The sequence below is a fragment of the Kitasatospora sp. NPDC053308 genome, from assembly GCF_055585785.1.
Genome location: NZ_JBVJJY010000003.1, coordinates 482,492 through 502,985, shown reverse-complemented (window position 1 = coordinate 502,985; position 20,494 = coordinate 482,492). Strand labels below are relative to the sequence as shown.

Annotated in this window: 15 protein-coding genes; 6 read left to right on the top strand and 9 right to left on the bottom strand. The window is 73.3% G+C overall.

The annotated features are described in order from the left end of the window. Positions 1 to 198: 198 nt before the first annotated feature. Positions 199 to 2,127: a DUF2398 family protein gene (locus ACZ6Y7_RS10155; RefSeq protein WP_465757393.1), complete on the bottom strand. Its 1,929-nt coding sequence runs from the start codon at positions 2,125 to 2,127 to the stop codon at positions 199 to 201. 259 nt (positions 2,128 to 2,386) lie between these two features. Here ACZ6Y7_RS10155 and ACZ6Y7_RS10150 point away from each other — a divergent pair, with 259 nt between their 5' ends. Then, complete coding sequence (locus ACZ6Y7_RS10150) at positions 2,387 to 3,139, top strand: lysoplasmalogenase (RefSeq protein WP_465757392.1); 753 nt, start codon at positions 2,387 to 2,389, stop codon at positions 3,137 to 3,139. A 181-nt stretch (positions 3,140 to 3,320) separates the two neighbouring features. On the opposite strand, the gene ACZ6Y7_RS10145 is transcribed toward ACZ6Y7_RS10150, so the two are convergent. The 7 genes from ACZ6Y7_RS10145 to ACZ6Y7_RS10115 form a co-directional block, all read right to left on the bottom strand. Next, entirely contained in the window at positions 3,321 to 3,908 is a 588-nt protein-coding gene (locus tag ACZ6Y7_RS10145) for a hypothetical protein (protein ID WP_465757391.1), read from the bottom strand. Positions 3,909 to 4,073: 165 nt separating this feature from the next. Next, positions 4,074 to 4,877, bottom strand: coding sequence for an exodeoxyribonuclease III (locus tag ACZ6Y7_RS10140; RefSeq protein WP_465757390.1), 804 nt, complete (start codon positions 4,875 to 4,877; stop codon positions 4,074 to 4,076). A gap of 176 nt (positions 4,878 to 5,053) precedes the next feature. Further along, complete coding sequence (ggt, locus tag ACZ6Y7_RS10135; RefSeq protein WP_465757389.1) at positions 5,054 to 6,844, bottom strand: gamma-glutamyltransferase; 1,791 nt, start codon at positions 6,842 to 6,844, stop codon at positions 5,054 to 5,056. 290 nt (positions 6,845 to 7,134) lie between these two features. Then, on the bottom strand, positions 7,135 to 8,247 hold the full coding sequence (locus ACZ6Y7_RS10130; RefSeq protein WP_465757388.1) for an ROK family glucokinase: 1,113 nt from the start codon (positions 8,245 to 8,247) through the stop codon (positions 7,135 to 7,137). Continuing rightward, the gene (locus ACZ6Y7_RS10125) at positions 8,244 to 9,086 is read right to left on the bottom strand and encodes an ATP-binding cassette domain-containing protein (RefSeq protein ID WP_465757387.1); all 843 of its coding nucleotides are present in this window, start codon (positions 9,084 to 9,086) and stop codon (positions 8,244 to 8,246) included. Before ACZ6Y7_RS10125 ends, ACZ6Y7_RS10130 begins: the two co-directional genes overlap by 4 nt. Further along, on the bottom strand, positions 9,083 to 10,129 hold the full coding sequence (locus ACZ6Y7_RS10120; RefSeq protein ID WP_465757386.1) for an ABC transporter permease: 1,047 nt from the start codon (positions 10,127 to 10,129) through the stop codon (positions 9,083 to 9,085). The genes ACZ6Y7_RS10125 and ACZ6Y7_RS10120 overlap by 4 nt, the downstream gene beginning before the upstream one ends. Continuing rightward, a complete protein-coding gene (locus ACZ6Y7_RS10115) occupies positions 10,126 to 11,145 on the bottom strand; it encodes a sugar ABC transporter substrate-binding protein (protein WP_465757385.1) in 1,020 nt (339 codons plus the stop codon). Before ACZ6Y7_RS10115 ends, ACZ6Y7_RS10120 begins: the two co-directional genes overlap by 4 nt. Before the next feature lie 361 nt (positions 11,146 to 11,506). Here ACZ6Y7_RS10115 and ACZ6Y7_RS10110 point away from each other — a divergent pair, with 361 nt between their 5' ends. After that, entirely contained in the window at positions 11,507 to 12,583 is a 1,077-nt protein-coding gene (locus ACZ6Y7_RS10110) for an alpha/beta hydrolase (RefSeq protein WP_465757384.1), read from the top strand. 182 nt (positions 12,584 to 12,765) lie between these two features. Here ACZ6Y7_RS10110 and ACZ6Y7_RS10105 read toward each other — a convergent pair whose 3' ends face one another. After that, entirely contained in the window at positions 12,766 to 14,358 is a 1,593-nt protein-coding gene (locus tag ACZ6Y7_RS10105) for a PucR family transcriptional regulator (RefSeq protein WP_465757383.1), read from the bottom strand. A 434-nt stretch (positions 14,359 to 14,792) separates the two neighbouring features. On the opposite strand from ACZ6Y7_RS10105, the gene ACZ6Y7_RS10100 reads away from it, so the two are divergent. From ACZ6Y7_RS10100 to ACZ6Y7_RS10085, 4 genes are all read left to right on the top strand, one after another. After that, the gene (locus tag ACZ6Y7_RS10100; protein ID WP_465757382.1) at positions 14,793 to 15,680 is read left to right on the top strand and encodes an FAD binding domain-containing protein; all 888 of its coding nucleotides are present in this window, start codon (positions 14,793 to 14,795) and stop codon (positions 15,678 to 15,680) included. Further along, positions 15,677 to 16,165, top strand: a complete 489-nt coding sequence (locus tag ACZ6Y7_RS10095; protein ID WP_402210282.1) for a (2Fe-2S)-binding protein — start codon at positions 15,677 to 15,679, stop codon at positions 16,163 to 16,165. Before ACZ6Y7_RS10100 ends, ACZ6Y7_RS10095 begins: the two co-directional genes overlap by 4 nt. A gap of 64 nt (positions 16,166 to 16,229) precedes the next feature. Next, positions 16,230 to 18,596: a xanthine dehydrogenase subunit D gene (gene pucD, locus ACZ6Y7_RS10090; protein ID WP_465757381.1), complete on the top strand. Its 2,367-nt coding sequence runs from the start codon at positions 16,230 to 16,232 to the stop codon at positions 18,594 to 18,596. A 284-nt stretch (positions 18,597 to 18,880) separates the two neighbouring features. Further along, a complete protein-coding gene (locus tag ACZ6Y7_RS10085) occupies positions 18,881 to 20,362 on the top strand; it encodes an NCS2 family permease (RefSeq protein WP_465757380.1) in 1,482 nt (493 codons plus the stop codon). The last annotated feature ends 132 nt before the right edge of the window (positions 20,363 to 20,494 follow it).

Sequence of the window (20,494 nt, the reverse complement as noted above, 5' to 3'; positions counted from 1 at the left end):
ACCGCCGTCCCCAGCACCGCCGTCCCCGCACCCGGACGCGGTGCTTCCGCCTTTCCGGGCACCGTGACACCAGCCGCTCGGCGCGGGGCCCGGCCGGGACGGGGACGAAGGGGCCGCACGGAAACGGCAGTTCGTGCCGGGGCGGGGGTCCCGCCCTCCGCGCTCCCCGGAGCCCACGAGGGCCCCGTCCGGCCGCCGTCAGGCGCGCTGCTCCGTGCGGGGGCCCGGCGGGGTGGGGACGAAGGGGGCCGGACGGGAGTGGCGGCCGGTGCCCGGGGTGGGGTGCAGGTCGGGGGCCGGGGCGAAGCGGGCGGCGTGCGGGCGGAGGTGCCAGGTCGGGGGGCGCTTGGGCTGGGGGGTGGGCGTGATCAGGCCGAGGCGGTGGAGCAGGTCCAGGGCGTCCCGGCGCAGCGCGGTGCGGTCGGAGAGGTAGCGGGCCGGGAGGCCGTACTCGTCGGCGATGTCACCGAGCACGCCGTCTATCAGCGCGTCGGGGATCGGGACGTCGCCCTCCGCCGCCTCGCCGGGCAGCGGGCGGACCTCCTCGACCAGGCGCTCGACCAACAGCAGGGCGGCCTGGGCGAGGGTGCCGGCACCGGGGAAGGCCAGGTCGGTCAGCTCGGCCGCCGGGTCGAGCAGGGCGACGCCCTCGGCCCGCAGTTCGGTCTCCAGGCCGAGGAAGTCGGCGAGCGCGGCGGGGCCGCTGAGCCGGTGTTCGGACAGCCAGGCGCGGCACTCCTCGGAGAGGTCGGCGGCGAGGACGGCGGGCGTCTCGGCGAGGAGCCGGCGTACGGCGGTGGCGGGTTCGGCCTCGGCGGCGCGGCGGACCAGGTCGGCGGCGTCGGCCGCGAGGGCGGGCGGCCCGGCCGGGACGGCGCGGGCGAGTTCGCGGTCCACGGTCAGGACGAGCGTGTCGTCGACGGGGTCGACGGCGTCGGCCGGGAGGTCCCCGAGCACCTGCCACTGCGCCAGCACGGCCAGCGCCATGGCGAGGTCGGCCGGGGTGGCGGCCAGCTCGGGCGCGGCGGCGGCCATCGCGTCGAGCAGCCGCCCGAGCCGGAGTTGCTCCGGGGCGTCGACCAACAGCGCGAGTGCGAGAGCGAGTTGGGCGTAGCCCCCAGGGGTGAAGGGCACGCCGGTGACGGGGTGGTCGAGGCGGCGGGCGGCGCCGGGGCCGAGGCCTGCCTTGCAGAGCCGGGCGTGCCAGGGCCCGACGTCGAGGCGGTAGCCGAGCAGGGTGTCGAAGCGCTCGGCGAGCCAGTCGCGGTGACGGCGGATCAGCGGGAAGCCGTCGGCGTGCGGGCCGGAGGCGGTGACCAGCGGGTGGGCGAGCAGCAGCCGGGCGGCGATCCGGCGCTCGGCGGCCGGGAGGTCCTGGCCGGAACGATCCTGCGCGACCGGGGCGAGGTCGGGGCGGACGGGCCCGGCCACCTCCAGTGCCACCGGGTTGCGCTCGGGCTTGCGGTGCTTTCCCGGCCTGCCCGGCTTGGCGCCTGACCGGACGACGGGCAGCGCCTCGGCAGCGCGCCTGGCGCGGCGCGGGCCGCCGACTGCGCGGGACTCGAGGGAGCGCGGGGAGGCGGCGGGGTGCGCGGTGGGGCCGTGCCACCAGCTGATCCCGGGGTCGGCGGGTTCGGCGGACGCGCCGAGATGGCGGGCGGGGTAGAGGCCGAAGGAGGCGGCGCAGAGGTCGTCGGCCATGGCGGGGGTGGCGGCGGCGAACCAGTGGGCCAGTCGCAGCAGGCCGGGGTCGGGCGAGAGGGCGGCAGCGTGGAGCGCGTCGCGGGAGGCTTCGGGGGACGCGTCGGGGAGCATGTCGGGAAGCGCGTCGTCGTGGGCGCCCTGAAAGGCGCCGTGCGGTGAAGCGACGGCCTGCGCGCCGTCAGCACCGCCCGCAGGGGCGGTGCCAGGTTCGGCGTCAGCGGCCTCGGCAAGGCCGACGAGGCCCACAGCGTCGACGAGGTCCACGGCGTCGGCGAGGTCCCCCGCAGCGTCGGCGTCGGTCCGCGCGGCTCCGCGTACGGCGAGGACGGCGTCGGCGGTTCCCCGACCTGCCCCGCCCGTTCGTCCGTCCGGCCTGCCGACGGCCACCCGGGTGGCGCCGACCGCGTACTCCTGCTGATCCATGTCGGGGTCCAGACTAGACGGTGCCCGGGTCACCCGGTGGCAGCAACCGGCCTCCCGGGGAAGTCTTCGCACGACCCCTCGAACCGGCCGCGCGCCCTCCGCTCCCGGTCGGGCCGCCGGGCGGCGCCTCCCCGGCCGAACCGTCACCCTCCGGGCCCCGACCGGGTTACGCACCGGTAACCTGTCCTTCCGCCGCCGGTCCGCCTCCCCTGGGGTCGGCGCGGATCCCCACTGTCCGACCGTCGGAGGACGCTCCAGCATGAGTATTCGTACGACCACCCGTGCCGTCCTCGGTGCGCGGCTGCGCTCGGCCTCCGGCCTGCTGGGCGGCTTCGCGGCCACCTCGGCGGCGCACCTGGGCTCGATCCTCTCCGGGGCACCGGTCCCGCAGAACGCCACCAAGCCGGCGCTGATGCCGCTGCTGGCCGCGCACAGCGTGGCGGCGGCCAGGGAGGCCGGGCGGGAGGCGCCGAAGCTGCTGGCACCGGCGCTGCTGCTGAGCACGGGCGGGGACGTGCTGCTCCAGCTGAAGAACGACCCCGCGTTCCTCGCCGGGATGGGCTCCTTCGCGGCGGCGCACGTCTGCTACGTGACGATGTTCGTCCGGCGCGGGGCGCTCACCGACCGCCGTCGGGCCCTGGTCGTCGCGGCCGCGTACGCGACGGCCTGGGTGGTCCTGGTCGGCCGGCTCTGGCCGGACCTCGGGGACCTCCAGGTCCCGGTGGCCGGGTACAGCCTGCTGCTCACCTCGACGGCCGTCACCTCGGCCGGGCTGGGCCGGCGGACCGGGCTGGGCGGGGCGCTGTTCCTGCTCTCCGACACGCTGATCGCCACCAAGCTGGCGAGGTGGCGGGAACTGCCGGGGCATCAGTTCTGGATCATGGCGACCTATGTGCTGGCCCAGTACCTGCTGGCCAGTGGCATCCTCGCGCACGAGGAGCGGTGCGAGCAGGAGGACGGGCCCGAGCGGACGGGCGGCCTCCCGCGGCGGGACGCGCTCCAGCCGGCCTGACACCCTTCAGCACTGCCACACCCCCGCCGCCCTGACACACCGCCGCGGCGCCCGGCACACCGCCGCTGGGCCCGGCACGCAGTCGGAGGACCCGGCCCGTCGCCGCAGTCCTGGAACACCGCCGCGCCGCCGGTCCCCGTCAGGGGGCCGGCGGCGCGGGGAACGCTGGGCGCGCGGGACGTCAGACACCGCGCCTGCGCAGCAGCCAGAAACCGCCGAGCCCGCCCGCGACCAGCGCGAGACCGCCGGCCAGCTCGGCCGGATTCTCCGCGACCGAGCCGCCGAGGCCGGTCTGCACGGCGCCGTGCGGGGCGACCTGCTGGCCGCCGGCACCGGACTGCCCGAGCGATCCGGCCCACTCCCCTGCCGCCTTGCCCCAGTCGCCGAGGCCCTTGTCGGGGGTGCCGGCGGAGACGGTGGTGACCGTCACGCTGGTGGAGAAGGCCCCGCCGTCCGGGCAGGTGCCGTCGACCTTGCTGTCCCCGGAGTGCTGGGAGGCGAGCCGGGCGGAGCCGGTGTGCTTGCCGTCGGGGCCCAGGGTGAGGGTCGCGGGACCGCCCTCGAAGGCGGCCGAGTGCGCGGTGATCGTCTTGGCGTCGGGCTTGTCCGACTTCTCGCAGGAGACCGTGACCGTCACGGTCTGGCCCGGCGCGGCCTGGGACGGGCTGACCGAGGCCGCGCCGTCCCTGGCGGACGCGAGGGGGGCCGTCAAGCCGGTCAGCGCCGTCGCTCCGATCAGCGCGGCGGCGGCCGTACGCATGGGGCGCATGCCGGAACCTCCGGGATTCTCGGGCACAGCCGGGGACTCCCATGTCCACGTGGTCGAACAACTGCACCCGGTCATTCACCGACGGTAGGGACGCGCCCCGGGCTCGGCCAGCGCTCAGGACCGTTCGGGTTACGGTCCGTTACCCGGCGTGACGCCGGGTGGGGCTCACAGGTCGAGGTCGACCACGACCGGCGCGTGGTCCGAGGTGCCCTTGCCCTTGCGGGCCTCGCGGTCGACGTAGCTGTCGGTGACGGCGTCGGCGAAGGCCTTGTTGGCGAAGGTGAGGTCGATCCGCATGCCCCGGTTCTTGGGGAAGGCCAGCTGGCGGTAGTCCCAGTAGGTGTAGGGGCGGTCGTACTTCAGCGGGCGCGGCACCACGTCCTGCAGGCCGATCTCGCCGAGGGCCTCCAGCGCGGCGCGCTCGACCGGGGTGACGTGCGTGAGGCCCTCGAAGGCCGCGACGTCGAAGACGTCCTCGTCGCTCGGGGCGATGTTGAAGTCCCCGAGGACGGCGAACGGGCGGGAGCCGGCGGCGTCCTCGACGGCGGCCTTGCGCAGCGCCTCCAGCCACTCCAGCTTGTAGTGGTAGTGCGCGTGGCCGACCTCGCGGCCGTTGGGCACGTACACCGACCAGACCCGGACCGGGCCGCAGGTGGCCGCGATGGCGCGCGGCTCGACGTCGGGCAGCAGGGCGCCGTCGGCGAGGTAGCCGGGCTGGCCGGGCAGGTCCCGCACGACGCCCTCCAGGCCGAGCCGGGAGACGACGGCGACGCCGTTCCACCGGCCGGTGCCGTGGGCGGCCGTCTCGTAGCCGAGCTCACGGACCTCGTCGTAGGGGAAGGCGTCGGCCGCGCACTTGAGCTCCTGGAGGCAGAGCACGTCGGGCTTGGCGCTCTCCAGCCACTCCAGGAGCTTGGGCAGCCGCGCGGTGACGGAGTTGATGTTCCAGGTGGCGATGCGGACGGTCACGGCGGGCGGCCTTCCCGGTGGTTCGGTACGGACGGGGTACGGGCGGAGCACGAACGGGGTGGGCCGCCCCTCACGAGGGAGGCCCACCCCGAACATACCGCCCGGCACTGACAATCCGGGGCGGCCCCGGCGCCGGGCCGCCGGGGCCGACGCCTGTCCGCGCGCCGACGCCTCGGTCAGCGCGCCGCGCGGACCACCGCCGCCGACCCGCCGCCGCGGCGCACCGGTTCCGCCGCGGCCACCCAGCGGCCGTCCGGCAGGCGTTCCACGCCGGTGGCGGCGCCGATCTCGGCCACGCTCGCGAAGGCGTGCCCCAGCGCCTCCAGCCCGGCCCGCTCGGGCAGGGCCAGGAAGGCGGGCTCGGCCTGGGTCGCCGCGGTGTTGCGCTGGCTGGCGCGCGGCGCGGCGATGGCCTGCTCCAGGCTCAGGCCGCGGTCCAGCCGACCGAGCAGCACCTGCAGGGTGGTGGTGATGATCGTCGCGCCGCCGGGGCTGCCGGTGGCGAGGAAGGGCTCGCCGTCGCGCAGGACCACGGTCGGGGACATCGAGGAGCGCGGGCGCTTGCCCGGGCCCGGAAGGTTGGGGTCGGGGACGCCGGGGGCGAGCGGGGTGAAGTCGAAGTCGGTCAGCTCGTTGTTGAGCAGGAAGCCGCGGCCGGGAACGGTGATGCCGCTGCCGCCGGTCTGCTCGATGGTGAGCGTGTAGGAGACGACGTTGCCCCAGCGGTCGGCGACGGTCAGGTGGGTGGTGTTGGGGCCCTCGTACGGTTCGGCGACGGCCTGGCCGGTGTCCGCGCAGTCGGCCGGGTGCCGCGGGTCGCCGGGGGCGAGCGGGCTGGTGAGCGCGCGGTCGGGGCTGATCAGGCAGGCCCGGGAGGCGGCGTAGCGCTCGGAGAGCAGCTGCCTGGTGGGGACGTCGACGGCGGCCGGGTCGCCGACCCAGCGGTTGCGGTCGGCGAAGGCGATCCGGGAGGCCTCCAGGAAGTGGTGGTAGTACTGCGTGCCGCTGTAGCCGGAGACGTCACCGCCGTCCTCCAGGATGTTGAGGGCCTCGCCGACGGTGGTGCCGCCCGAGCTGGAGGGGGCCATCGAGTAGACGTCGTAGGCACCGTGGGCGACGTGGGTGGGCGCCTGCTCGCGGACCCGGTAGGACGCCAGGTCGGCGGTGTCGACCTTGCCGGGACGGGCGTTGCGCCCGGAGGCCGGGTCGACCGGCGGCCGCTGCAGGGTGTTGACGATGTCCTGGGCCAACTGCCCCTGGTAGAAGGCCTTGACGCCGTCCTTGGCGAGCAGCCGGTAGGTGGCGGCGAGGTCCGGGTTGCGCAGGACGCTGCCGGTCTCCGGGGGCTTGCCGCCGGGCAGGTAGAGCTTGGCGGTGGCCGGGAAGTCCTTGAACCGGGCCTGGTTGTCGGCGGTCTGGCCGCGGAAGGTGTCGTCCACGACGAAGCCCTGGTCGGCGATCCGCTCGGCGGGCTGGAGTACCTGGGCGAGCGAGCGGGTGCCCCAGGTGCGGAGCGCGGCGTCCCAGGTGGCGGGGGTGCCGGGGACGCCGACGGACAGGCCGCTGGTGACGGCGTCGGCGAAGGGCAGCGGCTTGCCGTCCTCCAGGAACAGCCCGGCGTCGGCGCCGCGGCCGGCCGCCTCGCGGCCGTCGATGGTGTGCACCCGGCCGGTGGCGTGGTCGTAGTAGACGAAGTACCCGCCGCCGCCGATGCCGGAGGAGTACGGCTCGGTGACCCCGAGGGCGGCCGCGGCGGCGACCGCCGCGTCCACGGCGTTGCCGCCCTTGCGCAGCACCTCGATCCCGGCGGCGGTGGCGTCGGCGTCGACGGTGGCCACGGCTCCGCCCCAACCCACCGCCTCGGGCACCTTCGACGGCGGCGCCGCGGCCCCGGCCGGCAGTGCGGTGGACCAGACCAGTGCGGTGGTGAGCAGCAGTGGTGGTGCCAGGCGGGTCAGAGCCCTCATCCGAGTCCTCCTGAGTCGACGTCAACTCAGTTCTTCCACAGGAGGGATGATCCGACAACCTCATCGTCCGGCTACCGACGGGTAGTTGACAGGGCGGAAGCAAACGGCGGACGGGGAGCGGCGAACAGATTTCAGCGAACAGATTTCATCATCTGTTCGCTGAAATCTGTTCGCTGAGATCTGTCGGTTGAACTCTGTTCGCCGGCCCCGCCCCCCGGACCCTGCCGGCGGAACCCCGCTCCCCGGCCCCCCGGACCCCCGGCCCCCCGCCTGCCGGAAGCCGTCAGCCGTCAGCCGCCGGTCGTCGTGCGCTCCACCCGCCGCCGCTTGATGGTCCGGAAGCGCCGGGCCACCTGGCGGGCGAGGTCGGCGGCGCCGACCAGGCCGGCCTCGTTGCCGAGGGCGGCGTGCACGATGCCGGCCTCCGGGCGGAAGCCGCGGCCGGTGAGGGTGCGCCGGTAGGTGTCCCGGGCCGGGCCGAGCAGCAGGTCGCCGGCCTCGGAGACGCCACCGCCGATGACGAAGCGGCCCGGGTCCAGCCCCGCCGCCAGGTTGGCGATGCCGACGCCGAGCCAGGTGCCGACCTCGTAGAGCAGCTCGATGGCGGTCGGGTCGCCGTCCTTCGCCGCCTCGGTGACCAGCGGGCCGGTGATGCCCTCGACCGTCCCGCCCGCCCGGGCGAGCAGCGGCTGCACCACCGGCGACTCCTCGGCGACCAGTTCGCGGGCGTCGCGCACCAGCGCGTTGCCCGAGGAGTACTGCTCCCAGCAGCCCCGGTTGCCGCACGGGCAGCGGTGGCCGCCGGGCAGCACCTGCATGTGCCCGAACTCGCCCGCCAGGCCGTACTTGCCCCGGTCGACGTACCCGTCCCGGACCACCGCGCCGCCGATGCCGGTGCCCAGGGTGAGCATCACCATGTGGTCCTCACCGCGCCCGGCGCCGAAGCGCCACTCGGCCCAGGCGGCCGCGTTGGCGTCGTTCTCCACGATCACCGGGAACCGCAGCCGCTCGCTGAGCGCCTGCTGGAGCGGCTCGTTGCGCCAGTTGAGGTGCGGGGCGAACAGCACCCGGGAGCGCTCGGCGTCGACCCACCCGGCCGCGCCGATGCCGACGGCGTGGACGTCGTGCCGGTCGGCGAGCTGCAGCACCAGCTCGACGATGACGTCCTCGACCACCTTGGCGCTCTTGCTCTTGTCCGGCGTGTCGGTGCGCAGCTTCTCCAGCACCTTGCCCTCGCCGTCCACCACCCCGGCGACCACCTTGGTGCCACCGATGTCGACGCCGATCGTGGGCAGTCGCAGTATGCCCGCGGGCAGGGCGCGGCGGCGGCGCTCGGCGCGCGGGCCGAGGCCGAGCAGGGCGGGCAGGACGGGTGGCCGGGTGCTGCCTTGAGGGCTGGTCACGGCTGCGAACGCTCCTCACGGGAGTCGGAGAGGGAGGGACGGGCCAGCTCGTGCGACAGCTCGGCGAGGTCGGAGCCGCCGGCCATCTCGGTGGTGAGCTGTTCGAGGCTGATCTCGGCGCGCGGGTGGCTGCCCGCCATCCGGCCCCGCTTGAGCAGGGTGAAGTGGTCGCCGACCAGGTACGCGTGGTGCGGGTTGTGGGTGATCAGGACGACCCCGAGCCCGGCGTCGCGGGCGGCGGTGACGTACTTGAGCACCACCCCGGACTGCTTGACGCCGAGCGCGGCGGTCGGCTCGTCCAGGATCAGCACCTTGGCGCCGAAGTGCACCGCGCGGGCGATCGCCACGCACTGGCGCTGTCCGCCGGAGAGGGTGCCGATCGGCCGGTCGACGTCGTGCAGGTCGATGCCCAGCCGCGCGAGCGCCTCCCGGGTGGTGGCACGCATCCCGTCGGCGTCCAGGCGCAGGCCGCCCCAGCGGCGCAGGCCCCGCTCGGAGCCGAGGAAGAAGTTGCGCCAGACGGGCATCAGCGGGACGACGGCGAGGTCCTGGTAGACGGTGGCGATGCCGCGGTCCAGGGCCTGGCGCGGGGAGTCGAAGCGGACCTCCTCCCCGCCCAGGGTGTAGCGGCCCTCGTCGTGCCGGTGCAGCCCCGAGATGATCTTGATCAGGGTGGACTTGCCCGCGCCGTTGTCGCCCAGCACGCAGCTGATCTCGCCGGCCCGCAGGGTCAGCGAGACGTCCTGGAGCGCCCGCACGGAGCCGTAGCTCTTGCCGACGCCCTCCAGGGACAGCAGCTCGGTGTCGTCGGTGCTCATCGCCGCATCCTCGGTGCTCATCGCGGCCCCCGTTCGGCCCGGCGCTTGACGTAGGCGTTCAGCAGCGCGGCCAGCAACAGCATCGCGCCGAGGAAGAACTTGAACCAGTCCGGGTTCCACTCCGCGTAGATGATGCCCTTGCTCGCCATGCCGAAGATCAGCGCGCCGAGCGCGGAGCCGACCACCGAGCCGTAGCCGCCGGTGATCAGGCAGCCGCCGATGACGGCCGCGACGATGTAGATCAGCTCGTTGCCGACGCCCTCGCCGGACTGCACGGTGTCGAAGGAGAACAGCAGGTGCTGGCCGAGCACCCAGGCGCCGAAGCCCACGCCGAGGTAGAGCACGGTCTTGGTGCGGGCGACCGGCACGCCGACCGCGCGGGCGGCGGCCGCGTCGCCGCCGACGGCGAAGATCCAGTTGCCGAAGCGGGTGCGCAGCAGCACCCAGCTGCCGACCACCAGCAGGCCGAGCCACCACCAGACGGTCGCCTTGATCGTCAGCCCGCCGACGGTGACCTCGGAGGCGAACAGCCGCCGGCAGGTCTCGAAGCCCTCCATGTCGGCGATCGACTTGGTGGAGACGGTGCCGGAGACCGCCTTGGTGACGCCCAGGTTGGCACCGGTCAGCATCAGGAAGGTGCCGAGGGTGACGATGAAGCTGGGCAGCTTGGTGCGGCCGAGCATCCAGCCGTTGAACCAGCCGATCGCCAGCGTGGTCGCGAGCGAGACCAGGACGCCGACCCAGGTCACGGCGGTGAACTGGTACGAGACCATCGAGGAGGTCAGCGCGGCGGTGGTGACCAGCACGCCGGCCGAGAGGTCGAACTCGCCGCCGATCATCAGCAGCGCGACCGGCACCGCCATGATCCCGATGGTGGACGCCGCGTAGAGCACGGTGCCCAGCGAGGAGACCCGCAGGAAGGGCTCGGCGACGACGGCGAAGACCAGGAACACCGCGACGGCGGCGATCAGCGAGCCCAGCTCCGGGCGGGCGAGGAGGCGTCTGAGGGCCGCCGGACGGTCCTGGAGCAGGCCGTCCCGGGCGAGGAGGTCCGGACCGCTCACCTGGTCCCCCTCGCGACGTACTCGGCGAGCGCGTCGGCGTCGTCCTTGGTGAGGATCTGCGGGCCGGTCTCGACGGGCTTGCCGCCGCCGAGCATGTCCAGGTTGGACTTGTACAGCCAGAGCAGGTCGACGCCCTCGTAGCCCTGGAGGTAGGGCTGCTGGTCGACGGCGAAGCCGACGCTGCCGGACTTGAGCCCCGCGACCACCTGCTGCCCGAGGTCGAAGGTGTCCAGCTCGACCTGGCGGTGGGCGTCCTGGACGGCCTGCAGGCCGGTGGCGGCCATCGAACCGGAGAGGGTCAGCACGGTGTCGATGGACTGGTCGGCCTGGAGCTTGGCGGAGATCGCGGCGCGGGCGTCGGGCATGTCCACGCCGTTGACGTAGAGGACCTGGAAGGACCCGCCGGCCTTGGACTGGGCGCCGGAGCAGCGCTGCTCCTGGCCGACGTTGCCCTGCTCGTGGATCACGCAGAGCACGTTCTTGCGGCCGCGGGCGGCGAGCTGGGTGCCGGCCGCCTGGCCGGCGGTGGCTTCGTCCTGGCCGATGTGGGTCAGCGCGCCGAACTTCTGCGAGAAGTCCTGGCCGGAGTTGATGGTGATCACCGGGATGCCGGCCGCCTTCGCCTTGGCGAGGACGTCGGCCATCGCCTCGCCCTTGGCGAGGGTGACCAGCAGGCCGTCGACCTTCTGGTCGATGGCGGCCTGGACGAGCTGGACCTGGTTCTGGGTCTGCGCGTCGTTGGAGTACAGGAAGGTGATGTTGTCCTTGGCCGCAGCCTGCTCGGCGCCCTTGCGCACGGTGTCCCAGAAGGCGTCACCGGCGCCGGAGTGGGTCACCATGGCGATCTTCCAGCGCGGGGTGGTGACGGCGCTGCCGCCGGCGGCCGCGGCCTTGGCCCGGGCCTCCTCGGCGCGTCTGCCCCCGGTACTGCTGCAGCCCGCCGCGGCGACCGCGAGGGCCAGGACGGCACACACGGGCCACAAGCGGCGGGACGGACGAAAGCGGCTGTTGCTCATCCCCCTAGTTTCCCTGGCCGGGTCGCGTGCGATCACACCGCCTCGCCCAGCGGCGCGGACGGCGCGGACGGTAAGGTGCCCCGGGGGACCTTTCCTGGAAGTTCGCTGAACATCTGGTCCGGACGACCTCCGTCCGGGTGACAGACTTAGGCGCCGATCCGAAGGGGTTCATCACGCGGGCGTGATGTTCCTCTCAGGTTCCGCACAGATTCGGACGGCAACCGATCATCAGTCACGGCCGTCTGATGCCATTGACGTGCGTTCGGGCGACTGGGGCCCGGGCGGCGAGCGACCCGGATACGAGAACGCGATGGAACTGACAGGTACGCCATTCCTCATCCTCACCGTCATTCTTGTGCCGGTGTCCATCACCGTGGCGTTGCTGTTCTGGGGGAAGGTCGGCGGCCCTGCGCCGGTGAAGACCCTCACCCGGATCGTCATGATCATGTTCTGCCAGGTCACGGCCGTCCTGATGGTCTTCGTGATGGTCAACAACGCCAACCTGATCTACGGCAACTGGGACGACCTGCTCGGCACCGGCAACCACGTCCGCGCGGTGCCGCCCGTGCCGCCGGCGGACCAGGGCGCCGGCGGCCAGGGCGGTGACGCCGGCAAGCAGTTGCCGAAGGTGAAGCAGAGCTTCGGCGGCGTGAACGACCCGGCGGTGCCGGGCGACGTGCAGAAGACCGACCTCAAGGGGCAGGTGTCCGGCGTCGACGGCGAGGTGCTGGTCTGGCTGCCGCCGCAGTACAACGACCCGGCGTTCAAGGACAAGAAGTTCCCGGTGGTGGAGCTGATCCCGGGCTTCCCCGGCTCCTCCTCCACCTGGTACGGCACGCTCAAGGTCTCCGAGCAGCTCAAACCGCTGATGCAGCAGGGCAAGGTCGCCCCGTTCATCCTGGTCTCGCCGCGCACCCTGCTGCTCGGCAGCAGCCAGGACGCCGGCTGCACCGACATCCCCGGCAAGGTCAACGCCGACGCCTGGATCACCCGGGACGTCCCGCAGATGGTGCTGGACAACTTCCGCGCCGACCCGTCCGCGGACCGCTGGGCGATCGCCGGCTACTCGGCCGGCGCGCACTGCGCCGCCAAGCTGTCGCTGGCCCACCCCAACCGCTACCGCGCCGCCATCGCGATGTCCGGCTACAACGACCCGGCGACCGAGAAGGACTCGCTGGTCGGCAAGGACCCGAAGCTCCGCGAGGCCAACAACCCGGTCAACATCCTCAAGGCCGCCCAGCAGCCCCCGAAGGTCGCGATGCTGATCAGCGGCGCCAAGGGCGACGGCTACGAGGACGGCGAGGCGATCCGCACCGCCGCCAAGGCGCCGACCAACGTCCAGGTCCAGGAGGGCACCGGCCCGCACACCACGGACCTGTGGAAGCGGATGGTGCCGGGTGCTTTCGAGTGGCTGACCACGATCATCCCGGCGCAGTGACGCCCCTGACGCCGTAACGGAGCCCGGACACGGCCGAGGCCCCGGACACGGAGCCCCGGACACGGCCGAGGCCCCGGACACGGCGCCCCGGGCGCCGAGGACCCGGGCACGGCCGAGGCGCCGGACACGCAGGGCCCGCCGCGATCACCCGCGGCGGGCCCTGTCGCGTTCCCGGCGTCCCGTCAGGCCAGCTCCAGCGCCAGGTAGAAGTCCACCCGGTCCTCCAGCCGGGAGAGGTCGCGCCCGGTCAACTCCTCGATCCGGCCGATCCGGTACCGCAGCGTGTTGACGTGGACGTGCAGCTGCGCGGCGCAGCGCGTCCAGGAGCCGTCCGACCGCAGGAAGGCCTCCAGGGTGCGGACCAGGTCCGCCTGGTGCTCGATGTCGTACGCGATCACCTTGTCCAGCAGGCGGCTGCGGAAGGCGCGGCGCACCTCGTCCGGAACGGCGGCGAGCAGCAGGACGTGCGAGGCCAGCTCCTCGGGGCCCGCGACGCAGACCCGGCCGACCCGGGAGGCGGCGATCCGGCGGGCGTGCCGGGCCTCCTCCAGGGCGCCGCGCAGGGCGCCGGCCTCGGAGGCGGGGGCGGAGACGCCGAGAGTGATCCGGCCCTCCGAGCCGAGCCCGGCCTCCAGCGGGGCGAGCAGGTCGCGCATCGCGTCGGCGGGCACCGGACTGTCCGGGGCGGGCATCACCACCACGGCGCCCACGCCCGTCCCCGCGACCAGGGCGCGGTCGCCGGTGGCGCTCAGCGCCTCCTCCAGGACGGCCCGGACGGTGCCCTCCGGCAGGCCGGTGCCCTCGGCGCTGAGGACCAGCCAGGATCCCTCCTCGGCCGGGGACTTGGGCTCGGGGCCCTCGTAGCGGGCGGCCATCGCCGAGGAGGCGTAGAGGGTGCGGCTGATCTCGGCCGGGTCGGCGTCGCGGCGCAGCAGGGCGAGCACCTCGTCGGCGAGGCGGCGGCGCAGCCGGCGGCCCTCGTCGCGGCGGTGGCGCTCGGCGGCGACCAGGCGGGCCAGGTTCTCGGCGAGCTGCTGGCGCTTGGTGGTCCATTCGGTGATGTCGCCGGCCACCGCGAGCATCCAGTCGGCGAGCGGCACCTCGTGCTCGGCGGAGGCCGCGGCGGGCAGCAGCGAGTAGGAGCCGGCGGCCAGGCGGGCGCGGTGCGGGGGGCGGCGGCGCTGGCGCTGGGCGGCGAGGTGGGCGCGGACCAACTGGTCGCGGTCCTCGGCGGAGAGCCGGTCGGCCGGGCCGGCGATCACCGTGCCGGTGGGGGCGAGCACCCAGCAGTCCAGGTCGAGGTCGCCGCCGAGCAGGTCGAGCACCGCGTCCAGTCCGCCGCCGCCGGCCGCCGACACCAGCAGCCGGTGCCGGTCGACCAGGGCGGCGAGGTCGGCGGCGCGGTCGGCGGAGACCTGACGGCCGATGAACTCGGTGACGGTGCCGAAGGCGATGTCGTCGGGGACGGCCAGCAGCGGCATCCGGTGCCGGCGGCAGGCCTCGACCAGGTCCTCGGGCACCGGCCCGACCTCGGCCTCGCCGGCCGCGAGGGCGACGGCGCCGCCGGCCGCGAGGGTCCGCACGAAGCGCTCGGAGTCGGCCGGCACGGTGCGCCAGAGCATGCCGGTGAGCACCAGTTCGCCGCCGTGCAGGTAGCGGCCGGGGTCCTGCAGGTCCGTCGTCATCACGCCGCTGACCTGCCGGTCCAGCTCTTCCTCGGCCGCGAGCAGGCGCAGTCGCGGGGCGCCGGGGGCGAGCAGGTCACGGACACGCATCCGCGGACTCCTTCGGGACGGGATCGGGGGGAGATCGGGGGGGATGGTTCGGGGGTTCAGGGGGAGTGGTTCGGGGGCGGTTCGGGGGGTTCGTTCGGAGGGTTCGTTCGGGGGAACGAAGGGGAAGGGACGGCCGAGCGGGAGGTCCGGGGGTCACAGTGTGCCCGAACATCCGTGCTCGGCGTTACGCACCAGCGGGCTGCCGGATCACGGGCCCGTAGCCCGCCCGTCACGGCCGGATTACGGTCGTAGGTAGCACCCGGGTAACACCTGGACTGCGAAATTCTGCTCCTTAGAGGAACGTACAGGATGCCGGGCGGGACCACAGCCGGGGCTTCATGCCATCGGTGACTGCCAGTGGGCCGCGTCACAGGAGTTCACTGGGCGACACGCCGCCGGACACCCGGCGGGCGACGACTTGAGGAGACACCCGCATGGAGTTCCTTCGGCCCGCCACCTGGGACGAGGCGCTCGCGGCGAAGGCTGAGTACCCGACCGCGCTGCCCATCTCGGGCGGTACGGACGTCATGGTCGAGATGAACTTCGACGTGCACCGGCCATCCGCGATTCTCGACCTGAACCGCATCACCGAGCTCACCGAATGGTCCAACGACGGCAGCGTCGTCAAGCTCGGCGCCTCGGTCCCGTACTCCCGGATCATCGACGAGCTGTCCGGCCCGCTGCCCGGGCTCGCCCTGGCGGCGCACACCGTCGGCTCGCCGCAGATCCGCAACCGCGGTGGCGTCGGCGGCAACCTCGGCGGCGCCTCCCCGGCCGGCGACGCGCACCCCGCGCTGCTGGCGGCCGGGCGGGACGTCTTCGTGGAGGCGGCCTCGGTGCGCGGCACCCGGATGATCCCGATCGACGAGTTCTATGTCGGGGTGAAGCGCAACAGCCTGGAGGCCGACGAGCTGATCCGGGCCGTGCACATCCCGGTGGCGGACGGCCCGCAGCAGTTCTCGAAGATCGGCACCCGCAACGCGATGGTGATCGCGGTCTGCGCCTTCGGCTTCGCCCTCCACCCGAAGAACGGAACCGTCGGCACCGGTATCGGTTCGGCTGCCCCCACGCCGCGCCGCGCCGTCGAGGCCGAGGAGTACCTGCAGGGTGTGCTCGCCGAGCGCGGGCTCTGGGAGTCCGGCGACCTGCTCGGCGCCGAGGTGGTCCAGCGGTTCGGCGAGCTGGTGAAGGCCGCGGCCTCGCCGATCGACGACGTCCGGGGCACCGCGGACTACCGGCGCCACTCGCTGGCCGTGATGGCCCGGCGCACCCTCACCTGGTGTTGGAACGACTACAGCAAGCAGATCAGGAGCGCGGCATGAGGGTCACTTTCACCGCCAACGGCAAGCCGGTCGAGGCCGACGACGTGTGGGAGGGCGAGAGCCTGCTCTACGTGCTGCGCGAGCGGGTCGGCCTGCCGGGCTCGAAGAACGCCTGTGAGCAGGGCGAGTGCGGCTCGTGCACCGTCTACCTGGACGGCGTCCCGGTCTGCTCGTGCCTGGTCGCGGCCGGCCAGGTGCAGGACCGCGAGGTCCGCACCGTCGAGGGCCTGGCCGACGAGAACGGCGAGCTCGGCCTCGTCCAGCAGGCGTTCATCGACGCCGGCGCCGTCCAGTGCGGCTTCTGCACCCCCGGCCTGCTGGTGCAGACCGACGCCCTGCTGGAGCGCGACGCCCAGCCGAGCGACAACGACATCCGCGAGGCGCTGTCCGGCAACCTGTGCCGCTGCACCGGCTACGAGAAGATCATGGACGCGGTGCGGCTCGCCTCGGCCCGCAAGTGCTCCGGAAAGGCCGTGACGGAATGAGCGAGCGAATCATCGAGACGTGCGCACTGTGCGAAGCGCCCTCCGAGCGCAGCGAGGTGGCCGCGTGAGCACTCGCACCATCCAGGGCCAGAAGAACCTGCAGAACATCAACCAGGCGTCCAAGGACGGCATCGGCGGCTCGCCGCTGCGCCCGGACGGCAACCTGAAGGTCAAGGGCGAGTTCGCGTACTCCTCCGACCTGTGGCACGAGGACATGCTGTGGGGTATGGCGCTGCGCTCGCCGCACCCCCGGGCCGACATCCTCTCGGTGGACATCTCCGAGGCGCTGAAGGTGCCCGGCGTGTACGCGGTGCTGACGCACGAGGACATCCCCGGCTCGAAGTACTACGGCCTGGAGATCCAGGACCAGCCGGCCCTGGCCATCGACAAGATCCGGTACCACGGCGAGGCGATCGCGCTGGTCGCCGCCGACCACCCGGAGACGGCCCGCCGCGCGGTGAAGAAGATCAAGGTCGAGTACCGGGTGCTCACCCCGATCGTCACCGAGGAGCAGTGCCTCGACCCGGAGACGCACGGCTACGTCCACGAGCCGCACGAGTACAAGTCGCACGCGTACGGCAACATCTGCCACGAGCAGAAGCTGGTCTCCGGCCTCGGCGTGACCGACGAGGTGCGGGCGATGGCGGACGTCATCGTCAGCGGCGACTACGAGGTCGGCATGCAGGACCAGGCCTTCCTCGGCCCGGAGTCCGGCCTGGCCGTGCCCGCCGAGGACGGCGGCATCGACCTCTACATCGCCACCCAGTGGCTGCACGTGGACCGCGAGCAGATGGCCCCCGTGCTGGACCTGCCCGAGGAGAAGGTCAGGCTCACCCTGGCCGGCGTCGGCGGTGCGTTCGGCGGCCGCGAGGACATCTCGATGCAGATCCACGCCTGCCTGCTGGCCCAGCACACCGGCAAGCCGGTCAAGATCGTCTACTCCCGGGACGAGTCCTTCTACGGCCACGTGCACCGCCACCCGGCGCGGATGCACTACGAGCACGGCGCCACCCGCGACGGGAAGCTGGTCTTCGCCGACTGCCGGATCGTGCTGGACGGCGGCGCCTACGCCTCCGCCTCGCCGGCCGTGGTCGGCAACGCGGCCTCGCTCGGGCACGGCCCGTACGTGATCCCGAACGTCCGGATGCACGCCATCGCGCTCTACAGCAACAACCCGTCCTGCGGGGCGATGCGCGGCTTCGGCGCGGTGCAGGCCGCGTTCGGCTACGAGTCCCAGATGGACAAGCTGGCGGCCGAACTGGGCATGGACCCGGTGGAGTTGCGGCAGCTGAACGCGATGTCGGAGGGCGACTTCATGCCCACCGGCCAGCAGATCGACTCGCCCGCCCCGGTGGCCGAACTGCTGCAGCGCGCCAAGGACATGCCGCTGCCGCCGCCGCTGGACACCGAGAACCTGGACGTGCGCGCGCTGCCCGGCGCGCTGTCCAACACCTCGCACGGCGAGGGCATCGTGCGCGGCGTCGGCTACTCGGTCGGCATCAAGAACGTCGGCTTCTCCGAGGGCTTCGACGACTACTCCACCGCCCGGGTGCGGCTGGAGGTCATCGGCGGCGAGCCGGTCGCCATGGTGCACACCGCGATGGCCGAGGTCGGCCAGGGCGGCGTCACCGTGCACGCCCAGATCGCCCGCACCGAGCTGGGCGTCGAGCAGGTCACCATCCACCCGGCCAACACCGAGGTGGGGTCGGCCGGTTCGACCTCCGCGTCGCGTCAGACCTACATGACCGGCGGCGCGGTGAAGCTGGCCGCCGAGGCGGTCCGGCGGGAGCTGATCGAGAAGGGCCGCAGCCGCTACGGCTGGACCCACAAGGACATCACGCTGGCCGGCGGCAAGGTCGTCTCGGAGAGCGCCGGCGTGCTGGTGTCCATGGTGGACCTGCTCGGCGACGAGGCCATCGACCTCACCCGCGAGCACCACCACCGGCCCACCCAGCCCTTCGACAAGGAGACCGGCCAGGGCTTCGGCCACGTCCAGTACACCTTCTGCGCCAACCGCGCCGTGGTGGACGTGGACGTGGAGCTGGGCCTGGTCAAGGTGGTCGAGCTCACCGCCGTCCAGGACGTCGGCAAGGCGCTCAACCCGCTCTCCGTGGTCGGCCAGATCCAGGGCGGCTGCACCCAGGCCCTCGGCCTCGCGGTGATGGAGGAGATCATCGTGCGGGACGGCAAGGTCCGCAACGCCTCCTTCACCGACTACCTGATCCCCACCATCCTGGACACCCCGCCGATCCCGGTGGAGATCCTGGAACTGCCCGACCCCAACGCGCCGTACGGGCTGCGCGGGGTCGGCGAGGCGCCGACCGTCTCGGCGACGCCGTCCATCGTGGCCGCCATCCGCAACGCCACCGGTCTCGCGCTCAACCGGATCCCGGTCCGCCCGGAGCACCTGACCACCGAACAGCCCGGCTGAGACCCGGGGACACTCGGCCGCACCCCCGGCCGACGCCCGGAGTCCGCACGTCCCCGGGGCGGCGACAGTCTTCCCCGCCGCCCCGGGGGTCCCACCCCCCACACCACCTGCCCTACCCGCGCCGGGGTCCCGCAGAGGTGCGCACCACCCTCCAATGCACCGTCGGCACTCCCCCGTACGGGAGTGCTCCCCACAGTGAGTCGATACGTCCCCCTATGCCGCTCATGCGCCGGTAGTCAGGTCGGCTCGCCCACCCCAACCCCCTTTGACACTTGGGAGTGGACATGACCAGGATCCCCACGGAGCCCGGCACCACCGAAGACAGACCCGCCGAGGACGACACCCACGCGTCGACCCCGGCCCCCCACCCGAAGAGCGCGCTGGACGCCTACTTCAAGATCTCGGCCCGGGGATCGACGCTCGCCAACGAACTGCGCGGTGGTCTCACCACCTTCATGGCGATGGCGTACATCATCCTGCTCAACCCGCTCATCCTGAGCGGCGCGGACGTCACCGGCGTCAAGCTGGACCACGCCGCACTCACCACCGCCACCGCCCTCGCGGCCGCCGTCACCACCATCCTGATGGGCGTGGTCGGCAACGTACCGCTGGCCCTCGCCGCCGGCCTCTCGGTCTCCGGCGCGGTCTCCGCGCTGGTCGTCCCCCACACCACCTGGCCCCAGGCCATGGGCCTGTGCGTGATCTACGGCCTGCTGATCGTGCTGCTCGTGGTCTCCGGACTGCGCGAGAAGATCATGAACGGCATCCCGCTGCCGCTCAAGCACGCGATCACCATCGGCATCGGCCTGTTCGTGACGATCATCGGCCTCTACAAGGCCGGGTTCGTGCACACCGGCGGCCCCACCCCGCTCTCGCTCGGCCCCTTCGGCGAGCTGTCCGGCTGGCCCGTCCTGATCTTCTGCCTCACCGTCCTCACGATCTTCGTGCTGATGGCGCGCGGCGTCCGCGGCGCGATCCTGATCGGCATCGCCGGCGGCACCGTCGTCGCGATCGTCGTCAACAAGCTCGCCGACGTCCCCGCCAAGGCCTGGGCGAACTCCGTCCCGGTGTGGCCCGGCAACCCGGTCTCCGCGCCCGACTTCAGCCTGTTCGGCCACGTCGACCTGTTCGGCGCCTTCGGCGGCAAGGGCATGGGGGCGATCAGCGCCTCGGTCGCGGTGTTCACCCTCGTCCTGGCCGGCTTCTTCGACGCGATGGCCACCATCATCGGCGTCGGCACCGAAGCCGGGCTGGCCGACCGGCAGGGCCGGATGCCCGGCCTGTCCAAGGCCCTGTTCATCGACGGCGCCGGCGGCGCGGTCGGCGGCCTGGCGGGCGCCTCCGGCCAGACGGTCTTCGTCGAGTCGGCCACCGGCGTCGGCGACGGCGCCCGGACCGGCCTCGCCTCCACCGTCACCGGCGGGCTGTTCGCCCTGATGCTGTTCTTCTCCCCGCTGGCCGGCATCGTCCCGGTCGAGGTCGCCTCCGCCGCCCTGGTGGTCATCGGCTCGATGATGATGAGCCAGGCCCGGCACATCGACTGGTCCGACCGCGAGGTCGCCATCCCCGCCTTCCTGACCTGCGTGCTGATGCCGTTCACCTACAGCATCACGGCGGGCGTCGCGGCCGGCGTCATCTCGTACACGGTCATCAAGGCCGGTCTGGGCAAGTGGCGCGAGCCCGGGGTGCTCATGTGGATCCTCACCGCGGTGTTCGTGCTCTACTTCGCGCTCACGCCGATCAAGTCCTGGCTCGGCGTGCACTGACCGGCCCCCGCGGCTGTCCCAGGGGATCCGTCCCCGCACCACCCCCGCCGCACCACCGCCCGGCACCACCGCCCCGGCACCACCGCCGCCGTACGGGACCGTTTCCCGTACGGCGGCGTCCCCGCTACTGTC

Coding starts and splice junctions, on each gene's coding strand:
- ACZ6Y7_RS10155 (WP_465757393.1), bottom strand. CDS start 2,127: ATGGATCAGCAGGAGTACGCGGTCGGCGCCACCCGGGTGGCCGTCGGC.
- ACZ6Y7_RS10150 (WP_465757392.1), top strand. CDS start 2,387: ATGAGTATTCGTACGACCACCCGTGCCGTCCTCGGTGCGCGGCTGCGC.
- ACZ6Y7_RS10145 (WP_465757391.1), bottom strand. CDS start 3,908: ATGCGCCCCATGCGTACGGCCGCCGCCGCGCTGATCGGAGCGACGGCG.
- ggt (WP_465757389.1), bottom strand. CDS start 6,844: ATGAGGGCTCTGACCCGCCTGGCACCACCACTGCTGCTCACCACCGCA.
- ACZ6Y7_RS10125 (WP_465757387.1), bottom strand. CDS start 9,086: ATGAGCACCGAGGATGCGGCGATGAGCACCGACGACACCGAGCTGCTG.
- ACZ6Y7_RS10115 (WP_465757385.1), bottom strand. CDS start 11,145: ATGAGCAACAGCCGCTTTCGTCCGTCCCGCCGCTTGTGGCCCGTGTGT.
- ACZ6Y7_RS10105 (WP_465757383.1), bottom strand. CDS start 14,358: ATGCGTGTCCGTGACCTGCTCGCCCCCGGCGCCCCGCGACTGCGCCTG.
- ACZ6Y7_RS10100 (WP_465757382.1), top strand. CDS start 14,793: ATGGAGTTCCTTCGGCCCGCCACCTGGGACGAGGCGCTCGCGGCGAAG.
- ACZ6Y7_RS10095 (WP_402210282.1), top strand. CDS start 15,677: ATGAGGGTCACTTTCACCGCCAACGGCAAGCCGGTCGAGGCCGACGAC.
- ACZ6Y7_RS10085 (WP_465757380.1), top strand. CDS start 18,881: ATGACCAGGATCCCCACGGAGCCCGGCACCACCGAAGACAGACCCGCC.